The 22,167-nt window shown below is 43.4% G+C and carries 21 protein-coding genes and 1 pseudogene; 5 read left to right on the top strand and 17 right to left on the bottom strand.

The annotated features are described in order from the left end of the window. Positions 1 to 14: 14 nt before the first annotated feature. From dnaX to lysS, 3 genes are all read right to left on the bottom strand, one after another. Positions 15 to 2,273 carry a DNA polymerase III subunit gamma/tau gene (gene dnaX / locus BW928_RS05055; protein ID WP_076555154.1) on the bottom strand — a complete coding sequence of 753 codons (2,259 nt, stop codon included), beginning with the start codon at positions 2,271 to 2,273 and terminating at the stop codon, positions 15 to 17. 18 nt (positions 2,274 to 2,291) lie between these two features. Further along, on the bottom strand, positions 2,292 to 3,734 hold the full coding sequence (locus tag BW928_RS05050) for a cation:proton antiporter (protein ID WP_076555153.1): 1,443 nt from the start codon (positions 3,732 to 3,734) through the stop codon (positions 2,292 to 2,294). A gap of 95 nt (positions 3,735 to 3,829) precedes the next feature. Beyond that, positions 3,830 to 5,350, bottom strand: coding sequence for a lysine--tRNA ligase (gene lysS / locus BW928_RS05045; protein WP_076555152.1), 1,521 nt, complete (start codon positions 5,348 to 5,350; stop codon positions 3,830 to 3,832). Between the two features lie 266 nt (positions 5,351 to 5,616). Between lysS and BW928_RS05040 the strand changes: the two genes are divergently transcribed. Then, entirely contained in the window at positions 5,617 to 6,192 is a 576-nt protein-coding gene (locus BW928_RS05040; RefSeq protein WP_076555151.1) for an isochorismatase family protein, read from the top strand. A gap of 133 nt (positions 6,193 to 6,325) precedes the next feature. On the opposite strand, the gene argJ is transcribed toward BW928_RS05040, so the two are convergent. After that, complete coding sequence (gene argJ / locus BW928_RS05035) at positions 6,326 to 7,543, bottom strand: bifunctional glutamate N-acetyltransferase/amino-acid acetyltransferase ArgJ (protein ID WP_076555150.1); 1,218 nt, start codon at positions 7,541 to 7,543, stop codon at positions 6,326 to 6,328. Between the two features lie 121 nt (positions 7,544 to 7,664). Further along, the gene (xthA, locus tag BW928_RS05030; protein ID WP_076555187.1) at positions 7,665 to 8,480 is read right to left on the bottom strand and encodes an exodeoxyribonuclease III; all 816 of its coding nucleotides are present in this window, start codon (positions 8,478 to 8,480) and stop codon (positions 7,665 to 7,667) included. A gap of 211 nt (positions 8,481 to 8,691) precedes the next feature. Here xthA and BW928_RS05025 point away from each other — a divergent pair, with 211 nt between their 5' ends. The 3 genes from BW928_RS05025 to BW928_RS05015 are packed head-to-tail and all read left to right on the top strand — an operon-like array spanning position 8,692 to position 10,612. Next, complete coding sequence (locus BW928_RS05025; RefSeq protein WP_227516551.1) at positions 8,692 to 9,174, top strand: thioesterase family protein; 483 nt, start codon at positions 8,692 to 8,694, stop codon at positions 9,172 to 9,174. Continuing rightward, positions 9,174 to 9,845 carry an ABC transporter ATP-binding protein gene (locus tag BW928_RS05020; protein ID WP_076555148.1) on the top strand — a complete coding sequence of 224 codons (672 nt, stop codon included), beginning with the start codon at positions 9,174 to 9,176 and terminating at the stop codon, positions 9,843 to 9,845. Before BW928_RS05025 ends, BW928_RS05020 begins: the two co-directional genes overlap by 1 nt. After that, positions 9,842 to 10,612, top strand: a complete 771-nt coding sequence (locus BW928_RS05015) for an ABC transporter permease (protein WP_076555147.1) — start codon at positions 9,842 to 9,844, stop codon at positions 10,610 to 10,612. Before BW928_RS05020 ends, BW928_RS05015 begins: the two co-directional genes overlap by 4 nt. A 322-nt stretch (positions 10,613 to 10,934) precedes the next feature. Here the strand turns inward: BW928_RS05015 and leuB are convergent, their stop codons facing one another. From leuB to BW928_RS12155, 8 genes and pseudogenes are all read right to left on the bottom strand, one after another. After that, positions 10,935 to 12,005: a 3-isopropylmalate dehydrogenase gene (gene leuB, locus BW928_RS05010; protein WP_076555146.1), complete on the bottom strand. Its 1,071-nt coding sequence runs from the start codon at positions 12,003 to 12,005 to the stop codon at positions 10,935 to 10,937. 22 nt (positions 12,006 to 12,027) lie between these two features. Further along, positions 12,028 to 12,531 (bottom strand): hypothetical protein, encoded by a 504-nt coding sequence (locus tag BW928_RS05005; protein WP_076555145.1) that lies wholly within the window; start codon positions 12,529 to 12,531, stop codon positions 12,028 to 12,030. An 18-nt stretch (positions 12,532 to 12,549) separates the two neighbouring features. Next, entirely contained in the window at positions 12,550 to 13,200 is a 651-nt protein-coding gene (leuD, locus tag BW928_RS05000; RefSeq protein ID WP_076555144.1) for a 3-isopropylmalate dehydratase small subunit, read from the bottom strand. 20 nt (positions 13,201 to 13,220) lie between these two features. Further along, a complete protein-coding gene (locus BW928_RS04995) occupies positions 13,221 to 13,754 on the bottom strand; it encodes a YbhB/YbcL family Raf kinase inhibitor-like protein (protein WP_076555143.1) in 534 nt (177 codons plus the stop codon). Next, positions 13,751 to 14,338, bottom strand: a complete 588-nt coding sequence (locus BW928_RS04990) for a nucleotidyltransferase family protein (RefSeq protein WP_076555142.1) — start codon at positions 14,336 to 14,338, stop codon at positions 13,751 to 13,753. Before BW928_RS04990 ends, BW928_RS04995 begins: the two co-directional genes overlap by 4 nt. Positions 14,339 to 14,687: 349 nt before the next feature. After that, positions 14,688 to 16,109 (bottom strand): 3-isopropylmalate dehydratase large subunit, encoded by a 1,422-nt coding sequence (gene leuC / locus BW928_RS04985; protein ID WP_076555141.1) that lies wholly within the window; start codon positions 16,107 to 16,109, stop codon positions 14,688 to 14,690. A gap of 205 nt (positions 16,110 to 16,314) precedes the next feature. Further along, positions 16,315 to 16,728 (bottom strand): annotated as a pseudogene (locus BW928_RS12160) (DUF805 domain-containing protein); the annotation flags it as partial. A gap of 110 nt (positions 16,729 to 16,838) precedes the next feature. Next, the gene (locus tag BW928_RS12155; protein ID WP_311195264.1) at positions 16,839 to 16,964 is read right to left on the bottom strand and encodes a hypothetical protein; all 126 of its coding nucleotides are present in this window, start codon (positions 16,962 to 16,964) and stop codon (positions 16,839 to 16,841) included. Positions 16,965 to 17,392: 428 nt separating this feature from the next. Here BW928_RS12155 and BW928_RS04970 point away from each other — a divergent pair, with 428 nt between their 5' ends. Continuing rightward, a complete protein-coding gene (locus BW928_RS04970; RefSeq protein WP_076555139.1) occupies positions 17,393 to 18,265 on the top strand; it encodes a LysR family transcriptional regulator in 873 nt (290 codons plus the stop codon). 98 nt (positions 18,266 to 18,363) lie between these two features. Here BW928_RS04970 and ruvA read toward each other — a convergent pair whose 3' ends face one another. From ruvA to BW928_RS04950, 4 genes are all read right to left on the bottom strand, one after another. After that, a complete protein-coding gene (ruvA, locus tag BW928_RS04965; protein ID WP_076555138.1) occupies positions 18,364 to 18,981 on the bottom strand; it encodes a Holliday junction branch migration protein RuvA in 618 nt (205 codons plus the stop codon). Continuing rightward, complete coding sequence (fba, locus tag BW928_RS04960) at positions 18,978 to 20,015, bottom strand: class II fructose-bisphosphate aldolase (protein WP_076555137.1); 1,038 nt, start codon at positions 20,013 to 20,015, stop codon at positions 18,978 to 18,980. The genes ruvA and fba overlap by 4 nt, the downstream gene beginning before the upstream one ends. 186 nt (positions 20,016 to 20,201) lie before the next feature. Further along, a complete protein-coding gene (locus BW928_RS04955; RefSeq protein ID WP_076555136.1) occupies positions 20,202 to 20,513 on the bottom strand; it encodes a lipoprotein in 312 nt (103 codons plus the stop codon). Between the two features lie 269 nt (positions 20,514 to 20,782). Then, complete coding sequence (locus tag BW928_RS04950) at positions 20,783 to 21,979, bottom strand: phosphoglycerate kinase (RefSeq protein WP_076555135.1); 1,197 nt, start codon at positions 21,977 to 21,979, stop codon at positions 20,783 to 20,785. Positions 21,980 to 22,167: the final 188 nt, after the last annotated feature.

Here is a 22,167-nt window from a genome sequence, read left to right as displayed (position 1 = left end):
GCAAAACAATAACATCAAGTCTCAATGCTAAGTTTGGAATTGGTCAAAACCGCGGTGCCGTCATTAACCACAAAACCCTGCTGCCATAGGTGCAAAAAAACAGGGCTGTCAATCAGTTGCTTTTGGGCATCTTCACGAATCTGTAGCTGACGGCTCTGTAGCAAGGTTTGTGGCGTTTGTGCCAACATTTCTTCCAATACAGGTTTATCAGCAAGCTGTATTTGCGGATAATGTTTGGCAAATTTTTCAAGCATACTGGCAAAACTTGCCTGCACCTGCGAATTATCCCCACTGGTATGCAAGCAGCTCGCCCCCTGCACCTGCCCTGTCATGATGCTATTTGCCATCAATGCCAGCTCATCTGCTGCAAAAATCTCCTCCGTGCGTGCCAAATGCAGCCAATAATCCCATTTTTGTACCGTCCACTCACCCACGAGCTCAACACTTGGTGGCTTTAGTTTATCAAGCATTTGTGCTTGACTCATCACCATGCCTGTGCTGTTTTGAGCCTTATTGTCAGATGGCGTATCTGTGCTGTGTGTTGTCTCATCAAGCTGTGCCAGAGTATTTGCGTCAAGCTTTTGAGCATCGTCAATTTTTTCAACAAAATCCTCTTTGGGCTGCTCATGCTCATTATCCACCAACACCGCAAGTGTTGGCTCGGCATCGATTTGCTCAAGCTCATCATGCGTTGTCGTCTCATCATCTTTTATGGCAGGATTTGGTGGTGTTGTGTCATTTTGAAAGGCGGCAGAATCATCAGCAAAATCATCATGCACCACAAAATCCGCCGACACCGCCATCATTTCATCATCTAACAAGGCTGGATTTGACACGGGATAATCCATGCGTGGTGGCTCATCTTGGCTGGCTTGCCAAGCGTTATCGGGCGATTTTTCATCATGATGATTGATAAGCTGATGATTTGGCTGATAATCATCGCCATCATCTGCCTGATTGTCATTAATGGATTGCTCATCAAGCTGTAAGGCAGATTGTGCATCATTGCATTGTAAGTCCAATGTATCTACACTGTCAGTATCATCACAGGCTTCATTGCCGATGGTCTCATTTGTGCTTGGTGATGCAGATGCTACACTTGCTGCAATTTTGTCATTTTGGTCGGAGTCATCTGTCAGCTCAGCCCTTGCCAAATCATCATGGACAAACTGTGCCTGTGTCAGAGGACGAAATGCCAACAAACGCAAAATCGCCATCTCAAGTGCCTGCATTGGCGTATTTGCCAGTCGAATGCCCTCACGGCTTTTGATGGCGATTTCATAATACAGTTGCAGCGTATCAGCACCGATGATGGCGGATAACTGTTGTAATTTTGCCGCCTGCTCTGGACTGGTATCCATTGGAGCATCGGGCAGGACTTGCAACACCGCCATCTGATGAATGCTATCAATCAGCTCATCAAATACCGCTGCCGCATCGATCATTTTTTCACGCATTTGCTGGATTTGTTCGGCAACACCACGGCGATCGTCTGTATAAATTAACTCAAGCAGCTGCACAATGCTGACCTGATTAATCAAACCAAGCATTTGATTGACCGTATCTGAACGAAGCATACCGCCACCAAAGGCGATTGCCTGATCGGTCAATGACAACGCATCACGCACCGAACCTTTGGCAGCACTGGCAAGTTGCCACAACGCCTCGTTGGCAAAATCAATTCCTTCACTGCCTAGCACTTTTGCCAAATGCTCCACCAATAATTGCTGCGATAACGGCCTTAGCACAAACTGCAAGCAGCGTGAGACTATCGTAATGGGCAGTTTTTGTGGATCGGTGGTGGCAAAAATAAATTTGACATGAGCTGGTGGCTCTTCTAGGGTCTTTAGCAGTGCATTAAACGAGTGCGTTGAGAGCATATGCACCTCGTCAATCAAATACACCTTATAACGCCCTTGTGCGGGTGCATAAGGCACATTCTCCAGCAAATCCCTTGTGTCTTCAACCTTGGTGCGACTGGCGGCATCAATCTCAATCAAATCCAAAAATCTACCCTGCTCAATGCCAACACAGACATCGCAGCTGCCACAGGGGTTGCTGGTAATGCCTGTTTGGCAATTTAGGCATTTGGCAAGAATGCGTGCAATGGTTGTCTTGCCTACCCCACGCGTGCCAGTGAACAAATACGCATGGTGCAACCTGCCTGTATCAATGGCATTGGCAAGTGCTTGGGCAACATGGGTCTGTCCAAGCAGTTCATGGAAATTTTTTGGGCGATATTTGCGTGCTAGGACTTGATATTGCGTACTCATCGTCTGTCAATCTTGATTTTAAAAACGGTCAGGCTCACACGGCTCATGACGGATTGCTGTTTGCTCATTATACAGATGAATGCTCTGCTTGCCAAATTCATCTTCGGTTAAGATGTATTTTTTGCCAGAGCGGTTCATTTTGTGCATCATGCGTTGATACCAGCCAGCAAAACCTGTCGTTGGCTCATGGTCATTGTGATAAAACGCATTAATCACCGCAGGCAAGCCCAAACCGCACACCACACCTGATAATAACACGACAATAAAAGTATAACCAATCAGCACATTGGTATAAGGCTGCAATTGTGGTACATTAGCAACCGCCAAAATCAATGCCAGCGAAATACCGCCACGCACACCGCCCCATGAGAGAATCTCAAGGCTGCCATTATAGGCATTTTTTCGCACCGAAGGAAAAAAGGCAAATGAGATAAAATTGGCGATAAATCTTGCCAAATGCAGCAGCACAAACGCCACCACGCCGCCGATGACAATATTGGCACTCAAATCCAAAATAAACAACTCAAGCCCAATCAAAGTAAATAAAAATGAGTTGATAATCCCTTCAATGGTATGCCAAAAATGATTGACTTCATCAATCTCTTCTTTTGCCAAAATCTCTTGCCATTTGTTACCAACTATCAGCCCAGCGACAACGCAAGCAATCGGTGCTGAAGCATGGGCGTACAATGCCACCAAATACGAGCCTGCAGCCAGCAAGGCGGTAATCAATATCAAAGACTCTGATTCGTTTTTGCCCTTGAGCAGGTACAAAGCCGCTCGCCCAAAAGCAATGCCGATAATCGCCGCAACAACCACTTCATAAGCCAGCGATTGCATGACGGCAACTGGGCTAAATTTATCACCCTGCACCACTTTTAAGATGGTCATAAAAATCGCAATACACATGGCATCATTAAACAGCGACTCGCCCTCAAGCTTGACCATCAGGTGTCTGGGTGCTTGGATTGAACTTAGCACACCCTTGATGCCAATTGGGTCAGTTGCCCCCAGTGCCGAGCCAAGCAGCAATAGCACAATCAGTGGCACAGCTGCACCTGTTAGCCATTGATAGCCAAACAACATCAGCCCAAAAATCACCGCACAAAACAGCAATGCCAACGATGCCAAAATCCCAATCGGTTTCCAGTAGTTTTTTAAATCCGATATTTGAAATTTTAATGCCGATGAGGTTAGGATAAAACAAATCACCCCGTTGATTAAAAAGTCATAAAAATTGATATTACGAACCGCTTGTTCAATGGATTGGATATTGATATTAATAAACGGATTGCCATTTAACAAAGTTGCCAGCCACTGCAAAATAAACACCAAAAGTGCCGAAACGATAGGTACACCAATGGCTTGCGGCAAGCCCAAAATGCGTTTGTTAAACAAAGTGGTGGTGATAGAAACCAAGCACACCACAACAAAAATCTCTAAAAAAATAAAACTACCCAAAATAAATTTCCAAATTTTATAAAAATTAGTATAAATTAAAGCTAAATGAAATAAAAAAGGGGCAAATTCACCCCTTTTATCAAAAATACTTTGGATTATTTGTGCCGCATGTGTGGAAATAAGATTACATCACGGATACTGGCAGCATCAGCAAAGAGCATGACCAAGCGGTCAATACCAATCCCCTCGCCTGCGGTCGGTGGCAAGCCATATTCCAAAGCCTCAATAAAATCAGCATCATAGTGCATTGCTTCGTCATCGCCTGCGTCTTTTTCGGCAACCTGTGCCTTGAAGCGTTCTGCCTGATCAATCGGGTCATTTAACTCACTAAAGCCATTGGCAAGCTCTCTGCCACCAATAAAGAACTCAAAACGATCCGTGATGTGAGCATTGTCATCATTGCGGCGTGCCAGCGGTGAAGTTTCTGCAGGATATTCTGTGATAAAAGTCGGCTGACGCAATTTGCTCTCTACCGTTTCTTCAAATACGATGGTTTGTAATTTGCCCAAACCAAAACTTGGCTTAACTTCTTGCTTAAGCGTCTGCTTGACAAAGGTCGCCAAAAATTCACGGTCGCTTAATTTATCAGCATCAATTTGTGGATTATGCTCCAAAATTGCCTCAAACATACTTATCTTTTTAAATGGGGCTTTAAAACTAAAAACCTCACCCTGATAAGGCACATCAGTACTACCCAAAATATCCATGGCAAGTTTTTCCAAAATATTTTCGGTCAATTGCATCATGTCGGTATAATCAGCATAAGCCTGATAAAACTCAATCATGGTAAATTCAGGATTGTGGCGAGTTGATACCCCTTCGTTGCGAAAGTTACGGTTAATCTCAAACACTCGCTCAAAACCACCAACGACCAGCCGCTTTAGATACAGCTCTGGTGCGATACGCAAAAACAGCTCCATATCCAGTGCATTATGATGGGTAACAAACGGTCTGGCTGACGCACCACCGGGGATAACATGCATCATTGGGGTTTCTACCTCCATGAAGCGTTCGGCGGTTAAATATTCACGAATGCCTGCGATGACTTTGGCACGAATCTCAAAGGTCTTGCGTGTTTGTTCATTGACAATCAAATCCAAATAACGCTGACGATAACGCACTTCGGTATCACTTAGCCCATGAAATTTGTCAGGCAGCGGACGCAAAGATTTTGTTAATAATTCAAAATCTTGTAAATGTATATACAAATCACCCTTGCCCGAACGACCAACATATCCCGTAGCAGCGACAATATCGCCCAAATCCAGCGATTTGATTTGCTCAAGTGCCGACTCGGATAAACCTTTTCGATCAACATACAGCTGAATGCGACCTGTCATGTCCTGAATGACGATAAACGAGCCACGATTGAGCATCACTCGCCCTGCAACTTTGGCATGAACTTGCTCGCCACTTTCGATGGTTGCCTTATCCAGACCTTCAAATTGTGCTTGCAGATCGCCGCAATAATTCTCACGCTTAAAGGTGTTTGGATAAGCGGTTTTGCCCTGCTTGGCAGCTTGTTGTTGCAAGGTTGCCAATTTGGCATGACGCTGGGCAATCAAATCGTTATCAATGGCTTCAGATTCGCCTGCTGGGTGGTTTTGCTGGTTCATAAAATTTCCAATTAACACTGGTTATCAATTAAATTGCATTTAATAAAATTTTATCAAATAGTCATAAACTTTGCTATTTTAACAGATTATCAGCAATCTATCATTAACAATTTGCCAATTTGTGCGGTTAATTTTGGCAAATCGTGCTTTTTTATGGCTAGCTGCTCATCGCAGTCTTATGGGTAAGATTTTTTGTAGAAAAAGTTGGCAGCTGTAAAAAATTTTGTTATGATAAAACCATCATTTATCAGCAAAAAGGAGTTGTTATGACGACCAAAACTTTTGGCGTACCGTATCGGATTTTACGAGATGATGTACAAGCCTTGATGATTGATGTGCAAGAAAAACTATTGCCGCACATCGCCGATTATGAAAGCATCAGCAACAAAATCGCTGTGTTGATTCAAGGCTTGCAAGCACTCAATGTCCCCATCATGCTCAATGAGCAGTATAAAAAGGGATTGGGCGAAACCGTTGGTTCGTTGTATGGTTTGCTCAATGAAGCCAACCGCACAAGTTTTGAAAAACGCAGTTTTAGCGTTTGTGATAATCCACCAGCTTGGTCAAATATTGTACAAAATAACCGCCGCATCGCTTTGCTTTTTGGCATCGAAGCTCATGTTTGCGTACTACAAACAGCTCTTGATTTGCTTGATAATGGCATACAGCCCGTGATTGTTGCCGATGCCATTGGTTCACGCAATCCTTATGACAAAAAACAAGCCATTCGCCGTATGCGTCGAGCAGGTGCAGCGGTAACGACCACAGAGGCGATCTTGTTTGAGTTGCTGCGAACCGCTGACGACCCTGCGTTTAAGACCATCTCAAGCTTGGTCAAATAACCTAAGTTTTCGATTAAAGCCTGATTAATAGTTATTTAATCAGGCTTTAAAAATTTGCTTTATTGTTTTGTTATCCACCAACCAAGCCATCACAAGGGCTTGGCTCGTAGTTTTGGCAATGGTTGTGATGGCTTTATGAGCGGTAATCGGCATTGATTTTGACATAATCATAAGACAAATCACAAGTATACACGGTGTCTGTCGCCTCACCCTGCCCAAGATTGATATGAATGGTAATCTCAGGGCGACGCATGACCTCCGCACCCGCCTGCTCGCTATAGCCTACCGCCAGACCGCCTCTTTGGCAAATCGCAACCTCGTCAAGCCATACATCAACACGGCTTTGTTGTAGTGCCACGCCAGCATTGCCAACCGCTGCCAAGATTCGCCCCCAGTTCGGATCTGAGGCAAAAAATGCCGTTTTTACCAAAGGCGAATGAGCAACCGAATATGCCACATCGGCACACTGCTGCGTATCAGCACCGCCTGTTACCTTGACAGTGATAAATTTACTCGCCCCCTCGCCATCACGCACAATCAAAGTTGCCAAACGCACAAAAACCCTCCGCAATGCCTCATAAATCGGCTGATAATGCGGATGATTTTCGTCATTGATAATCGTGCCTGACTGGGCGGTGGCAATTAGTGTACAACAATCATTGGTTGAGGTATCACCATCAATGCTGATGCGATTAAATGACTCATCAGCCAATCGCTTGAGCATGGTATTTAGCAATTGAGGTGCGATATTGGCGTCAGTCGCCACAAAGCCCAGCATGGTTGCCATATTGGGGCGAATCATACCTGCACCCTTTGAAATACCCGTGAAGTGATATACGGTATCACCAACCAAAATACGCTCACTGGCAACCTTGGCAATGGTATCGGTGGTACAAATGGCGTGTGCTGCCTGTAACCAATGACTCTCTGCCAAATCTGCCAATGCCGTATCCAGATGGGCGATGATTTTTTCGCTGGGCAAGGTCTCACCAATCACCCCTGTAGAATACGGCAAAACATCACTAACAGCCACAGATGCTCTCTCTGCCAAAGCCTGACAGGTCGCCAACGCTCGCTGATAGCCATCATCACCAGTTGCCGCATTGGCATTGCCCGTATTAATCAGCAAATAACGCGGTGATGACTGCTGAATATGCTTACGCAAAAGCTGCACAGGTGCTGCACAAAATTGATTTTGGGTAGTGATGGCGGCAACAGCAGCGTTTTTGTCAATCTCAATGATGGTCAAATCATGGCGATCTGCATAGCGTATGTGTGCTTTGGCAACGCCCAATCGCACGCCACTGATTGGGTGAATGGTTGTCGGAAGGCTAATATCACCAACTGCCATGATAAACTCCTTATGATGATGGCTTGGATTAAATTTAGCAAATTGTGCATTAATTATAACTGACAAAAGCCCATCAGTCGCTGTGTTTATAAAATAATCTCAATAAGTGGCTATGCTTACTTTATAAAGCAAACTTTGCCCAAATCGGTGCATGGTCAGAGGGCTTTTCCATGGCACGAATTGGGTAACTGATGCCAGCAGCCGTACAGTCTTTTTTGAGCGTATCTGTGCATAAAATATGATCAATTCGCAGACCTCGCTTGGGCGTATCCTCAAAACCCCGTGAGCGATAATCAAACCAGCTAAACTCGTCTGATGATTCTGGATAAAACAAACGATAAGTATCGCTAAGCCCAGTTGCCATCAAGGTTTGGTACCATTGCCGCTCCTCTGGTAAAAATGAACAAGCCCCTTTGGCAAGCCATCGTTTGGCATTTGCCTCTCCGATACCAATATCGCAATCCTCAGGCGAGATATTCATATCACCCATGACAATCAGCTCTCGCCCCTGTGCCAACAGCTCACAAATATAATGGCTTAGGTCGGCATAAAAATCACGCTTCATGGGAAATTTGCTTTCGTGATTGCGATTCTCGCCTTGTGGGAAATAGCCATTGATGACATCAATCTGCCTGCCTGCAAAATCATATCGTGCATGAATCAAGCGTCTTTGTGCCTCAATATCGGCAAAAGGAAAGCCTTTTTGTACAAAAATCGGTGCTTGCTTGGATAATAATGCCACGCCATAATGCGACTTTTGCCCAAAAAATTCCACATGATAACCAAGCTCATGCACCATCTCAATAGGAAACGCCTCATCATGCACTTTGGTTTCTTGCAGCCCTATCACATCGGCAGCAAGCATTTGTTGTACCGCAGCCAGTTGATGTGGGCGGGCACGCAGCCCATTGATATTAAAACTTACAAATGTTGTCATGATTTGCCTATTTTGCTGATTTTGACCTGATATTTTAACAAGTTTTTGAGTATTTGTGGAGTTTTTTGCCACAAGATTACCAGCCATGCCAAATAGCATTCAACCATTATCCATACCGCCGTTGATTATCCGCCGTTTTATAAAATCAAAAGTAGCAAACGGCACCCAAACGGTGTACAATAATTAGCTAAGTCAAATTCATGTAACTATTATGCCAAACTCAATGCCAATTTTTCAGAAAAACTACAAAGTATACATCAACCATACAGATGCTGGTGGCATCGTTTATCATGCCAATCATTTGACATTTTTTGAAAACTGTCGCCGTGATTGGCTGACAACGCTGGGCTATGACGGTTATTTTTTTGATTCATCGGCAGACAATCATAACCCACAAAGTAGCCATCATGCAGTGGTGCATTTTGTCGTTAATCATGCCACGCTGGACTATCATACCCCTTTGTTTGTTGATGATGAATTGTGCGTTACTGTGGATAGCTATCAGCTGCGTCCAGCCAGCCTAATCATACAACAGAGCATTTATCGCCCAAATCAAGAAAAAGCCGCCACTTTGGGCATGATTACTTTGGCTTGTGTACAAAATGACGGCAACAAAATCCGCCCCTACCGCTTGCCAGCCGCCTTTGTTCATGCCCTGCAAAGCACACACGCCAATCAACATCAGGGTGATTGATGAAAAGCAAGTTACTGGATTTTTGCCTACAGCTATCCATACCACAAAAAAATCCACCACAAGCTGCACAAGGTATGCTATGCACGCATGACAAAGTGGTGCTGATGGGTGAATCTGGCTCGGGCAAATCACTGCTATTATCGGCACTAGCAGGACAGATTGCCTATCAAGGTTGGGTGAAATTACACCTACCACACGGTATCGAACAGGCAGATATGCCGCCTTATCTGTGGCGAGACAAAGTTGCCCTACTGACCCAAAATCCACTCATGCCAGATGGCACAGTGCTTGACAATTTACAACTACCCTACCGTTTTGCTCAGCACAAAGACAAGACTTTTGATTTACACTGGCAACAAATGCAACTTACCAAATTCCATAAAGAACCAGATTTTTTGCAGCGTCAGAGTCAGAGCCTGTCAGGAGGCGAAAGACAAATTGTGCATTTTTTACGAACTTTGCAGCTTGATCCAGTTGTTTTATTGCTTGATGAGCCGACTGCCGCCTTGGACAAAAGCAGTGCAGCCGTGCTGATTGATTGTATCAATCACTGGACTGCTGATAAAGACCGTGCAGTATTATGGGTTAGCCACCAGCCAGATGAGAGCGACAAACTTGCCGCAAGCTGTTGGTATATGCGTGCAGGCTCTTTGGATACGAGGGTGAGATGATCTTATCAATGCTTGATGTGGCATTTGCTGCAATGCTGATTGTGATTGCCATACTGATTTCTCTCTGGCTGCAGCTTGGTTTGGCAAAAACTCTGCTAATAGCCGCCATTCGCACAGTGGCTCAGCTTAGCCTGATTGGTTTGATTTTGGCATGGGTTTTTGCCAGACAAACATGGTATGAGGTCTTGACAATCCTTACAATTATGACGCTGATAGCCGCTTTTGCTGCCAAAAATCACATCAGCAAACCCTATCAAGGCTTGCTTTTTGATACTTTATTGTCCTTGAGCGTGGCAACTTTTAGCATTGCCTTGGTGGCTATGTTGTTGATTTTGCAAATTACACCTTGGTATACGCCCCAGTATATCATACCCATTTTGGGGCTGATTTTGGGCAATTCACTGACGGCGATTTCTTTAACCACAGGGCGATTGATTGATTATCTGCACGAACAACAAGCACAAATCCGCATGCTGCTGGCATTGTCAGCCACACCATTTGAGGCGTGTCATCATGCAATCAAAGGTGCAATTACTGCTGGCATGATGCCAACCATCAACTCAATGATGGTGGTCGGCTTGGTAAGCCTGCCCGGCATGATGACAGGGCAAATTTTGGCAGGTGCTGACCCCACCCAAGCTGTGCGTTATCAGATTGTTACCATGTTTTTGATTTGTGCAGGCAGTGCCATCTCTTGTACTTTGTCGGCATTGCTTGTGGTACGAAGATTTTTTGACAATCGACAGCGGCTCTTATTGCCCAATTGATTATATATAATATTATCTTTATTAATATATAATAAAAACACCATATCCTTGTATACAGAAGCAGGCTGACAATCAAAGTTTTGAACCACCTCAAAAAACCATCATCTCATCAAAGTAATTTTGTCAAAGCAGTCCATGCCAAATTTACGCCAGCCCCATTAACCAAACCTTCAAACAAACAAAATAATCAAAAAACAGGCTTATTAACAGCACCACTGTCTAACAGCCTAAACTTTTGGCAAAGTTATGAATAAAAACAGCACAAAGTCTCACCCTGTGCTATTTTATTAAATTAAGCAACTATCTTTGTCAAGTGCGTCAATTATAAGCACTGAACGATAGCATCGCCCATTTTGCTGCATGACACCAGTGTTGTGCCATCTTCATAAATATCTGCAGTTCGCAGCCCCTGCTCTAGTACTTTTTGTACCGCATTTTCAATCTGAGTGGCACAAGTTTCGTTATTTAAGCTATAACGAAGCAGCATCGCCAATGACAAAATTGTCGCCAGCGGATTGGCTTTGTCCTGCCCTGCAATATCAGGTGCCGAGCCATGTGAAGGCTCATACAAACCCTTGCCATTCTCATCAAGGCTTGCCGATGGTAGCATACCAATAGAACCCGTCAGCATTGACGCTTGGTCGGAGAGAATATCGCCAAAAATATTGCCTGTCGCCACCACATCAAACTGCTTGGGAGCCTTGACCAATTGCATGGCAGCATTATCCACATACATATGGCTAAGCTTGACATCAGGATATTCTTTTGCAACTTCGTTAAAAATCTCTTTCCATAATTCTGTGGTTTCTAGCACATTTGCCTTATCCACACTGCACAGTTTTTTGCCGCGTTTTTGGGCAGCCTCAAAAGACACTTTGGCGATACGGCGAATCTCACTTTCGCTATAACGCATGGTATTAAAGCCTTCTTTTTCGCCTTTATCGTTGGTGATGATACCACGAGGTTCGCCAAAATAAATATCGCCCGTTAATTCACGCACAATCAGAATATCAAGTCCAGACACCACCTCTGGCTTGAGCGTAGAGGCATTGGCGAGCTCTTTATAAAGAATCGCTGGACGCAAGTTGGCAAATAAATTCAAATCCTTGCGAATGGCAAGTAGTCCCCGTTCTGGGCGTAATGGACGCTCCAAATTGTCATATTGTGGAGAACCCACCGCCCCAAGTAATACCGCATCGGCTTTACGCACGATTTCTTGGGTTTGGGCTGGATAAGGTGAGCCATACGCATCATAAGCCTCGCCACCCAATTTGGCATATTCGTAACTAACATCTAGCCCGTTGGCGATGAGTTTGTCAAGCACTTTGACGGCTTGGGCAACGATTTCAGGTCCGATACCATCACCGTTTAGGATTGCAATGTGTTTTGTCATAAGGCTTTCCTTTTCAATATCATCAATAAATAGAATCTGGATTGTTTGATTTTTCCCATGTTATCATTTCTTGGATAAGTTGCATTGACTGTGTATCTTCATTCCTTAAACGAGAAATGGTATTCGTCATTGTAATAGATTGATACTTATTCTTATTTGTTTCAAAGTCTGAATAATAAATAATATTATCCTTATCAATCTGCCTAAAATGACGAAACCAGATTCCCAATTCTGGAATAACTTCACGAATATAATTATAATTACTCGTTACTTTAACAACCGCAATTGGATTATGATGAGCAACAACCAAAACAATATCGCCAATCTTTATATCTTTTGCAAAAGGCAAATAAGTTTTTTGATAACCCAAACTATCATCATTTTGTAATGTCAATAAATCGCCAGCATTACTCTCTTTTTTAAAATCCAAACCAATAAAACCTTTGGCAATACTAGTGTGGGCATAAAAACTTGAAAATGTACTATCATCTGGGTGTAATTGCATACGCCAATATTGAATACTCATAAAAAGTCCTTATAAAAATCAAGCTGTCAATTCTTTAAACACCCACGGTCTGTCCGCACGGGCTTTTTCTTCAAACGCACGAATTTTATCAGCATCTTGCAAAGTCAAACCAATATCATCCAAGCCATTTAATAAACAATGTTTACGAAATGCGTCCACTTCAAAATTATATTCTTTGCCACTTGGCGAAATCACTTTTTGATTTTCTAAATCCACCGTCAGCTGATAGCCATCATTTGCCAAGCATTCTGCAAACAGTACATCAACCTCATTTTCGCCCAAAATCACAGGAAGCATACCGTTTTTAAAACTGTTGTTATAAAAAATATCCGCATAACTTGGTGCAATAATGGTTCTAAATCCGTACTCATTTAATGCCCACGGTGCGTGTTCACGACTCGAGCCACAGCCAAAATTGGCACGAGTAAGCAGGATTGTCGCACCAGAATAGCGGTCTTGATTTAATACAAAATCAGGATTTTTTGGGCGTTTGCTGATATCCTGCCCCAAATACCCTTCGTCCAAATACCGCAACTCATCAAATAAATTATCGCCAAAGCCTGTGCGTTTGATGGATTTTAAAAACTGCTTGGGGATAATCAAATCAGTATCCACATTGGCACGGTCAAGCGGTGCAACAATGCCAGTTTCGCTGATGTATTTTTTCATTATCTTTTCCTTTTAATCTTTTACCAACTATAATAAGCTGTCAAGCTGGCTGTTGCCAATACTTTGCCATTTAAATTGAAGCCCAAAACCGCAGGGCTGATGGTATTTGGCAAATCCAGCACTTCATTTAACGCGTATAGGGTAAAAATATAGCGGTGCGGTTTGTCGCCCTTTGGGGGAAATGCCCCAATAAAACCTGCCAAACCTGCATCATTTTGCAATTCGATAACGCCATTGCCAAAATCATTAGATTTGCCTTTTGGCAATTCACGCCAATCAGCAGGGATATTAAACGCATTCCAGTGCCAAAAACCCGAGCCTGTTGGTGCATCAGGGTCGTACATTGTCAGCACAAAACTTTTGGTTTCTTGTGGGGCGTTTTGCCATTTAAGATTTGGGCTGATGTTATTGCCTGCATACCCCCAAATGTTGGCAACATAGTCGTTTACCAGTGTGCTGTTTGGAGCAATGTCATCGCACGATAGTACCATTTCGCCTTGAATTTGTGCAGGTTGGCGGACTTCCAAATAAGGGTTTTGGGCTAGGTTGTTCATTGCACTATTCCTTTTGGTTGATTAACAAAATTTCGTTTATATAGCCGATGGCTTTCAATATTTGCCTGTGCATCTTTAATATCCCAAATTTGTAATTCCCAAGGATAATAAAAATTACTGGCGTTTTTAAAATAACTATGAATGCCAATATAGCCGTCCACATCACGCAAATACCAATTTTTGAGTTGATATTTATCTTTGTATTCGTCCAAATGCGTTAAAATTTCACCGATACATTCGGACGGCAGAATCACTCTTGCTCCAAAAATATCATTTAAGATATTATTAACAGGATATTGATTTTGTCTTGCCAAATAGCGGTTAATTTTATCAAAAATGCTTTCGGCAGTTTTTACCCGATAATAAAAATGAATGTCTTTGATATCAGCAAAAAACAAATAATCATTAATCGCTTCGTGCAAATTCAGCCGATACGACAAAATATGTTCGGTTGGCACATTGGCAAGTGTTCGTGATAAATTCACTTTCTCAACCTTGCCTGTTTCAAAATAATCGGTTGAATATTGGGCGTGAATTTGGTTAATTTCACGAATTAAGCGTTCGGTTTTTTCCAAATAATTCATTTTTATTTAAGATAAATTAAGCTCATCATCAAGACACTTTAACACATACCTTTGACAGTCATCAAGTGTTTTAAAATACTTAACATCATCGCCGTATAATCCCAATCCATTCATTTTTATTAATCCACATCTCATCACAATTAATGGTATTGAAGCGGGTAATTAATTTGGAGAAATTTTTTTGACTTTTGGGGTGATGGCATTAATTTTTAATCACAATATCCTGCCTAAACTCTGTAATCATTTTCATAAAACAAGCATAATTACATCTTTAATTTGTGCATTAAATACCGCACCATTTCCCCTCTCTAAATAAGACAATCATAGCACAGATTGTCTTATTTTTGCCTTATACCACCGCTCGCACATCCACAAAATGCCCATAAATCGCTGCTGCTGCTGCCATTGCAGGGCTAACAAGGTGCGTGCGTCCGCCATTGCCTTGGCGACCTTCAAAGTTGCGGTTGCTGGTACTGGCACAATGCTCACCTGCTTGCAATTTATCGGCATTCATCGCAAGGCACATTGAACAACCCGGCTCACGCCATTCAAAACCTGCGTCAATAAAAATCTTATCCAACCCCTCATCTTCGGCTTGTTTTTTTACCAAACCAGAACCCGGCACAATCATCGCTTGCTTAATGCTGGCAGCAACCTGCTTTCCTTTGGCAATCGCCGCCGCCTCACGCAAATCTTCAATGCGTGAATTGGTGCATGAGCCGATAAATACGCGGTCAAGAGCGATATCAGCAAGCGACTGCCCTGCCGACAGACCCATGTACTGATAAGCACGAGACCAGTCGTTTCTTTGTACATCATCTTTGGCATCTGCCAGTGTTGGCACGCTTTGGTTGATACCAATAACCATCTCAGGAGAGGTTCCCCATGATACTTGCGGCTCAATCTCTTCGCCCTGCATGACAATCACCGTATCAAATACGGCATCATCATCAGAATGCAAAGTATGCCAATAGCTGACAGCCTTGTCCCAATTTTCGCCCACTGGAGCATGCGGACGACCTTTGACATAGTCTATTGTCTTATCATCAACCGCCACCAAGCCCACTCTGGCTCCTGCCTCAATCGCCATGTTGCACACTGTCATGCGACCTTCGATGGACATATCACGGAACACCTGACCGCCAAACTCTATCGCATAACCTGTACCACCTGCTGTGCCAATTTTGCCAATGATTGCCAAAACAACATCTTTTGGCGTTACGCCCTTACCCAATTTACCATCAACACGCACCAGCATATTTTTCATTTTTTTGGCAACAAGGCACTGAGTCGCCAATACATGCTCAACCTCACTTGTGCCAATGCCGTGAGCCAAACAGCCCAAAGCCCCATGCGTGGCGGTATGGCTATCACCACACACCACTGTCATGCCCGGCAAAGTCAGCCCCTGTTCAGGCCCAACCACATGCACAATGCCCTGACGAATGTCATTGATGCCAAATTCGGCGATATTAAACGCTTGGCAGTTATCATCAAGCGTTTGCACTTGAATTCTTGAAGTATCGTCCTTGATGCCTGCGATGCCCTCTGCGCGCTCTTTTTGCGAGGTTGGTACATTGTGGTCTGGCGTGGCGATATTTGCCGAAATACGCCATGGCTTGCGTCCAGCCAATTGCAACCCTTCAAATGCCTGCGGACTGGTTACCTCATGCAACAAATGGCGGTCAATATAAATCAAACTTGAGCCATCATCACGGCTTGCCACCAAATGATCATTCCACAATTTGTCGTATAAAGTTTTGCCTGCCATATTAACTCCACGGTTAGCTAATCACTTAATTGTCAGTATAAGCGGTTTTTAATAATAAAACAAATTTATAATTTTTTAAAATTATAAAACTTTTTGGAATAATTTTCACCAGTTAATCCACATCATTATAGCAAATTTGCCCACACTTGACAAAAACACAGGCAAAAACAAAAAACCAAATCAATGACGATTTGGTTTTTTTGGCTTATTTTGGTGGTGGTCCGTATCTGTTTTCCGTCTGATCGCCTTCGATGGCAAGTAAGGCAATCAACGCTAAAGTACCAAACAATGGAATCAATGATAACAAATACCACCAGCCACTTTTGTTGGTGTCATGCAAGCGTCTTGCACCAACAGCAATTTCTGGTATAAAAAATGCCAAGCTTGCCAATATGGTAATAACAAAATTAAAATCAGGACAATCGTCAGATTCACAGTACTCCAGTGCATTTAAAAAAGCATCATTGAATAATATTGCATCTAAAAATATTGCTGCAATCATAATTAAAGAACGGGACAGAAAAAAGAACCAATATTCTTTGCGTCTTGCTCGACCGCGAAAATTGGCATAATTTTTCATGCATTTGACAAACCAATCAATAAGGTTATATTCCTCTTCCGATCTCTGCTCTTGGGACATCTGATTTAGTACAACCGCCCCTGTTTGCCCACCAAGTGCCTGATAAATATCTATCGCTTGCCAATTTTCACCGATGGCAAAATCAACGATCATGCCTCGCTGGGGGGGGTGGCAATACGCCATTGTTCGCCAGAGAACTTATAACGATTTCCGTCATCGGCAGTAATAATGCCCGTATTGGTTTGAATGGAATAGTCAAGTATTTTTCCTTGCATAATACACCTATGATTTGCTGTTAAGTAAAAATAAACTAAGAATACCTTAGCCTAACAATGCTAAGATACTTTTAGTATGAAGTCAAGCCAAATTAAGCAAATTTACCCCTATGATTTATCAAGCAGTCCATGGTATACCGCCAACCAAGACATTAATGCCAATCACCGCAGTTTTGGCTTCTCGTTGCCAATATCCACCGACACAAACAATTGCTTTTTTATAAATTCGAAAAAGCAGCACATGGTATTACTTGTGCTATAAAAACAGTTTTATTAAGTTGCACAATTATCAAATTATCGCCAATGGTGAAATATACGCTTGATAAATTTGCATTACCAAAAATTTTCATTGCAAAACTTTTTGGAATACTTTAAGCTATAGCCATCACTAAATATCTGTATGCTTATTTGTACGACTGGACACCGCCATGAACACCATCAATCTTGCTACTTTTGTTGCCGTCATGCAAACAGGTAGCATCTCTGCCGCTGCCGAAAAACTATACATCACCCAGCCTGCTGTCAGCAAACGAATCAAAAACCTAGAAGATGAATTTGGCACTGTGCTGTTTGATACCGTTGGTCGTAGCATTATTCCAACGGATGCCGCCCATGATTTATTGCCCTATGTGCGTCGCTGGCTTGATGATTACGAAACCTGCAAAGCAAGCCTACAGCACGCCAAAGAAACCGTTTCAGGTCGCCTAACCATTGGCACCAGTCATCACATCGGGTTGCACCATCTTGCCCCTGTGCTAAAGCGATTTATCCAAACCTACCCTGCTGTGCAGCTGGAGGTACGGTTTGTTGATTCTGAAGAGGCACACAAATTGGTGCTAGAAGGCGAGATTGCTTTGGCATTTTTGACACTGCCACCAACCTTTGACAGACGGCTCAATTATCACACACTGTGGAGCGATCCGTTGTATTTTGTTACAGGGACGCTTAGCCCTTTGGCACAAAAGTCCAAAGTCAGCCTAATGCAGCTGGCACATTATCCTGCCATCTTGCCCGCTGCCAATACTTTTACCAGCCAGATTACGCTGGCGGAATTTGCCAAATATAATTTGCGACCCTATGCCACCATGAGTACCAATCCGCTAGAATCCATTCGTATGCTGGTATCTGTCGGCTTGGGCTGGTCGGTGCTACCTGAGACGCTCATTAATCAAGATTTGATTAAAATTGACATGGCAGAAACCATTGAATTGCAGCGACATCTAGGGCTGGTTACCAATCCAAACCTAACACGCTCCGCCAGTATGCAAGCACTCTTATCCATTTTATCCATCGCACCATAATGTCGCCTAACAATTCATCGAGCAAACCTGTCGCCTATGGCAGTGATGAATAAAGCATATCGCAACAAAAACAGGCCATTGTCAGCCTGTTTTTTGGTTCAAAAGCCAGATAATTGACGCAGTGCCGCCTTTAGCAGAGCGGAAGTATTGGTAGCGTCCTCAACTTGGGCTTGGGCAAGTTTAATGGCAGCTTGGGCTTCTTTTTCTTTGTAGCCAAGATTTAATAAGGCACTTTCAACCTCGGCAATTGCCTGCATACCACCATCGGCAACATCGGTAAATAAATGCTCGTCAGTGGTTATATCGCTAGCAAATTCGTTGAGCTTGCCCTTAAGGTCTAAAATGATGCGTTGGGCTGTCTTTTTGCCAATGCCCGGCACACGCACCAATGCCACATCATTATCTCGCTCAACGGCTTGCCTGATTTCGGCAGCGGTCAAGGTTGATAGCATTGCCAGTGCCATTTTTGCACCCACGCCGTTAATCTTGATGAGTTTGCGAAACACATCACGGTCTTGTTTGTCAATGAATGCAAACAGACTCTCGGCATCTTCACGCACATGGTGATGCACATACAAAGTCAAAGTTGCACCAACGGTCAGCTGGTAAAATGACGGAATGGGCAACTCCAGCTCATAACCCACGCCACCAGTTGTCATCAGACAAGCAACAGGTGCATTCAGATATTGCACCTGCCCTGTGATACTGCCAATCATTTGTAATATTCAACCATTTTTTCTAGGCTGATTGGGCGAATCTTGCTGGCATTACCTGCTGCACCAAATGCCTCATAGCGTGCCTCACAAATCTCCTGCATTGCCTTGATTGAGGCTGATAGATATTTGCGTGGGTCAAATTCCGCTGGGTTTTCGTTCATGAATTTACGAATCGCCCCTGTGCTTGCCAGACGCAAATCGGTATCAATATTGATTTTGCGTACGCCATGCTTGATTGCCTCAACCAATTGCTCAACAGGCACGCCATAAGTTTCGCCAATATTACCGCCATTTTCGTTGATGACTTTTAGCCATTCTTGTGGTACAGAGCTTGAGCCATGCATGACAATATGCGTATTTGGCAAAGCAGCATGAATTTCTTTAATGCGGTCAATTGCCAAAATATCCCCTGTGGGTGGACGCGTGAATTTATAAGCACCATGCGATGTTCCAACAGCAATCGCCAACGCATCAACATTGGTATCAGCAACGAATTGACGAGCTTCTTCCACCGAGGTTAATAGCTGACTGTGGTCAAGCACCCCTTCGGCACCCACACCATCTTCCTCGCCTGCCATACCTGTCTCAAGACTGCCCAAAACACCAATCTCACCTTCAACCGATACGCCACACGCATGAGCCATTTTGACCACTTCACGCGTAACAGAGACATTATACGCATAATCAGCAGGCGTTTTGCCATCTTCTTTTAGTGAACCATCCATCATCACCGAACTAAAGCCAAGCTGAATCGAACGCTGGCAAACTGCTGGACTGGTACCATGATCTTGGTGCATAACAACAGGAATGTGTGGCCATTCTTCAATGGCTGACAAAATCAAATGACGCAAAAAAGGTGCACCTGCATATTTGCGAGCACCTGCCGATGCTTGCACAATCACTGGCGAATTGGTTTTGTCCGCCGCCATCATAATGGCACGCATTTGCTCAAGGTTATTGACATTAAATGCTGGCAAGCCATAGCCATGTTCAGCAGCATGATCCAGCAGTTGGCGTAATGAAACGAGTGCCATAATTCTCTCCCGAATTTAATAAGTAACTTGATTAAAATTTATCAAAATCTCTGCAAAATCATCAAAGATGAATGCCATTATTATACCACATCAATGGTATTTCATACAGTGTTTTCTACCCAGTTGATTGCCTGTACAAATACAATAAAAGCCAACAAAATGCTGGCTTTTTTATCAGAGCTTGAATCAGTACTGCTGATCTTCAGGTGCTCTTGCTTCGGCAGATTGACCATTTTCTGCGTTACCAGTTGCTTCGGTAACTGCAGCACCGATATTTTTGGCAGCTTCCGAAGCGGTTTCGGCAGCATTTTCTACAGCGTTGGTTGTTGTTTGAGCAGCATTTTGTGCAGCGGCTTCAGCCTCTTTGGCAACTTGTTCTGTGCTTGCTTTTACATCAGCGGCAGCAGAATCAGCAGTTTGTTTGGCTGAATCTTGGGTTTGTTGGCTGCAAGCTGCCAATAGCAACGCCGCCACTATTGCAAATAAACTCTTGTTCATACTTCATCTCTCTTTGCTTGCCCTGCATCGGCTTATGATACCCTTGGGTAGTTTGGCGATGATTTGGCAAAATTAACTAAATGCTATTAGTTTAGTCATACCCAACCAATTTGACAAGTACAATAGTAAAAATGCAACAAAAAATAACAAAGCATTAATTTACCATTAAGTTTGGCAAATATCTGGTGGCTTTTGTACAAAATTACAAGTGGATTAATGCCAACTTATCCAGCCTTGCTGTCTGATTTGGCATAAAACAACCACCCGCCTTAACTGGCTTGCAAGGCAGCAATTGCAGGCAAAGTCTTGCCCTCAACAAATTCCAAAAACGCCCCACCGCCTGTTGATAAATAATCAACACCATCAGCAACTTGATACTTGTCAATCGCTGCCAGCGTATCACCACCACCTGCGATACTAAAGCCCTGACTGTCTCTGACGGCAAACGCCAATATCTGCGTACCTGTGCCAAATTTATCCACTTCAAATACCCCAACAGGACCATTCCATAAAATTGTAGCGGCATTGTGAATATGCTGGGCAATCAACTCGGCACTGTCTTTGGCAATATCTAAAATCATCTCATCATCAGCAATATCATGCACAGATTTGACTTGGGCATCAGCCTTGTCCAAAGAGCCCAAAAAGTCATCAAAGTTGATTTGTGATTTTTTGGCAACCACGACCTCTGATGGCAGCAAAATATTGGTTTTTTGCATGATTTGCTTAGCGGTTTCTACCAAATCAGGCTCATATAATGACGCACCAACATTCACCCCTGTGGCAGCAAGGAAAGTATTGGCAATACCGCCACCAACAACGATACTGTCGCATTTTTCGGCAAGACTTAATAGCACATCAAGTTTGGTTGATACTTTCGAGCCACCAACAATTGCCAGCACAGGCGATTGCGGATTATCCAAAGCACGCGACAAAGCAGATAATTCAGCAGCCAGCAGATTGCCTGCACAAACCGCCTTGGCTTGACCCTTGGCGGCACGAATCACCCCTTCGGTTGAGGCTTGGGCTCGATGAGCCGTGCCAAAAGCATCCATGACAAACACATCGCACAAGTTGGCATACCGCTCGGCAAGTTTGTCGTCATTTTTCTTTTCGCCGACATTAAAACGCACATTTTCAAGCAAAACCAACTCGCCTGCAGCAATTTCCACACCGTCCAAATAATCTGTCTCAAAGCGTACTGGCATATCCAGTGCCGCCGCAAGATAGTCCGCCACAGGTTGCAATGAATATTTTGCCTCAGGCTCACCTTCAACTGGGCGACCCAAATGCGATGCAACCAACACGGCGGCATTTTTTGCCAATGCGTCTTTTAAGGTGGGCAGTGCCGCCTGCAATCGCACATCACTTGTGATGACGCCGTCTTTGATTGGCACATTCAAATCCTCACGAATCAGCACGCGTTTGTTTGACAAATCTAACTCATTCATGGCAACGATGGTCATAGGTTATCCTTATAAATTAATAAAGCAAAACTAATGAAATGATATAATACAATCAATCCGATTATAAAAAATTTTTATAATCCTTGCAACCGTTGTTTTGGGCATAACTGATAAACAAGCAAAAATCATCAATGCAAATTATCAAGCCCAATATCAACCAATTATAAAAATAAAATTCACTGATTGTT

The organism is Moraxella cuniculi DSM 21768 (assembly GCF_900156515.1).
GTDB classification, from domain to species: Bacteria; Pseudomonadota; Gammaproteobacteria; order Pseudomonadales; family Moraxellaceae; genus Moraxella; species Moraxella cuniculi.
Note: the sequence above shows the minus strand (reverse complement) of the source record. Positions and strands in the feature narration are given on the sequence as shown.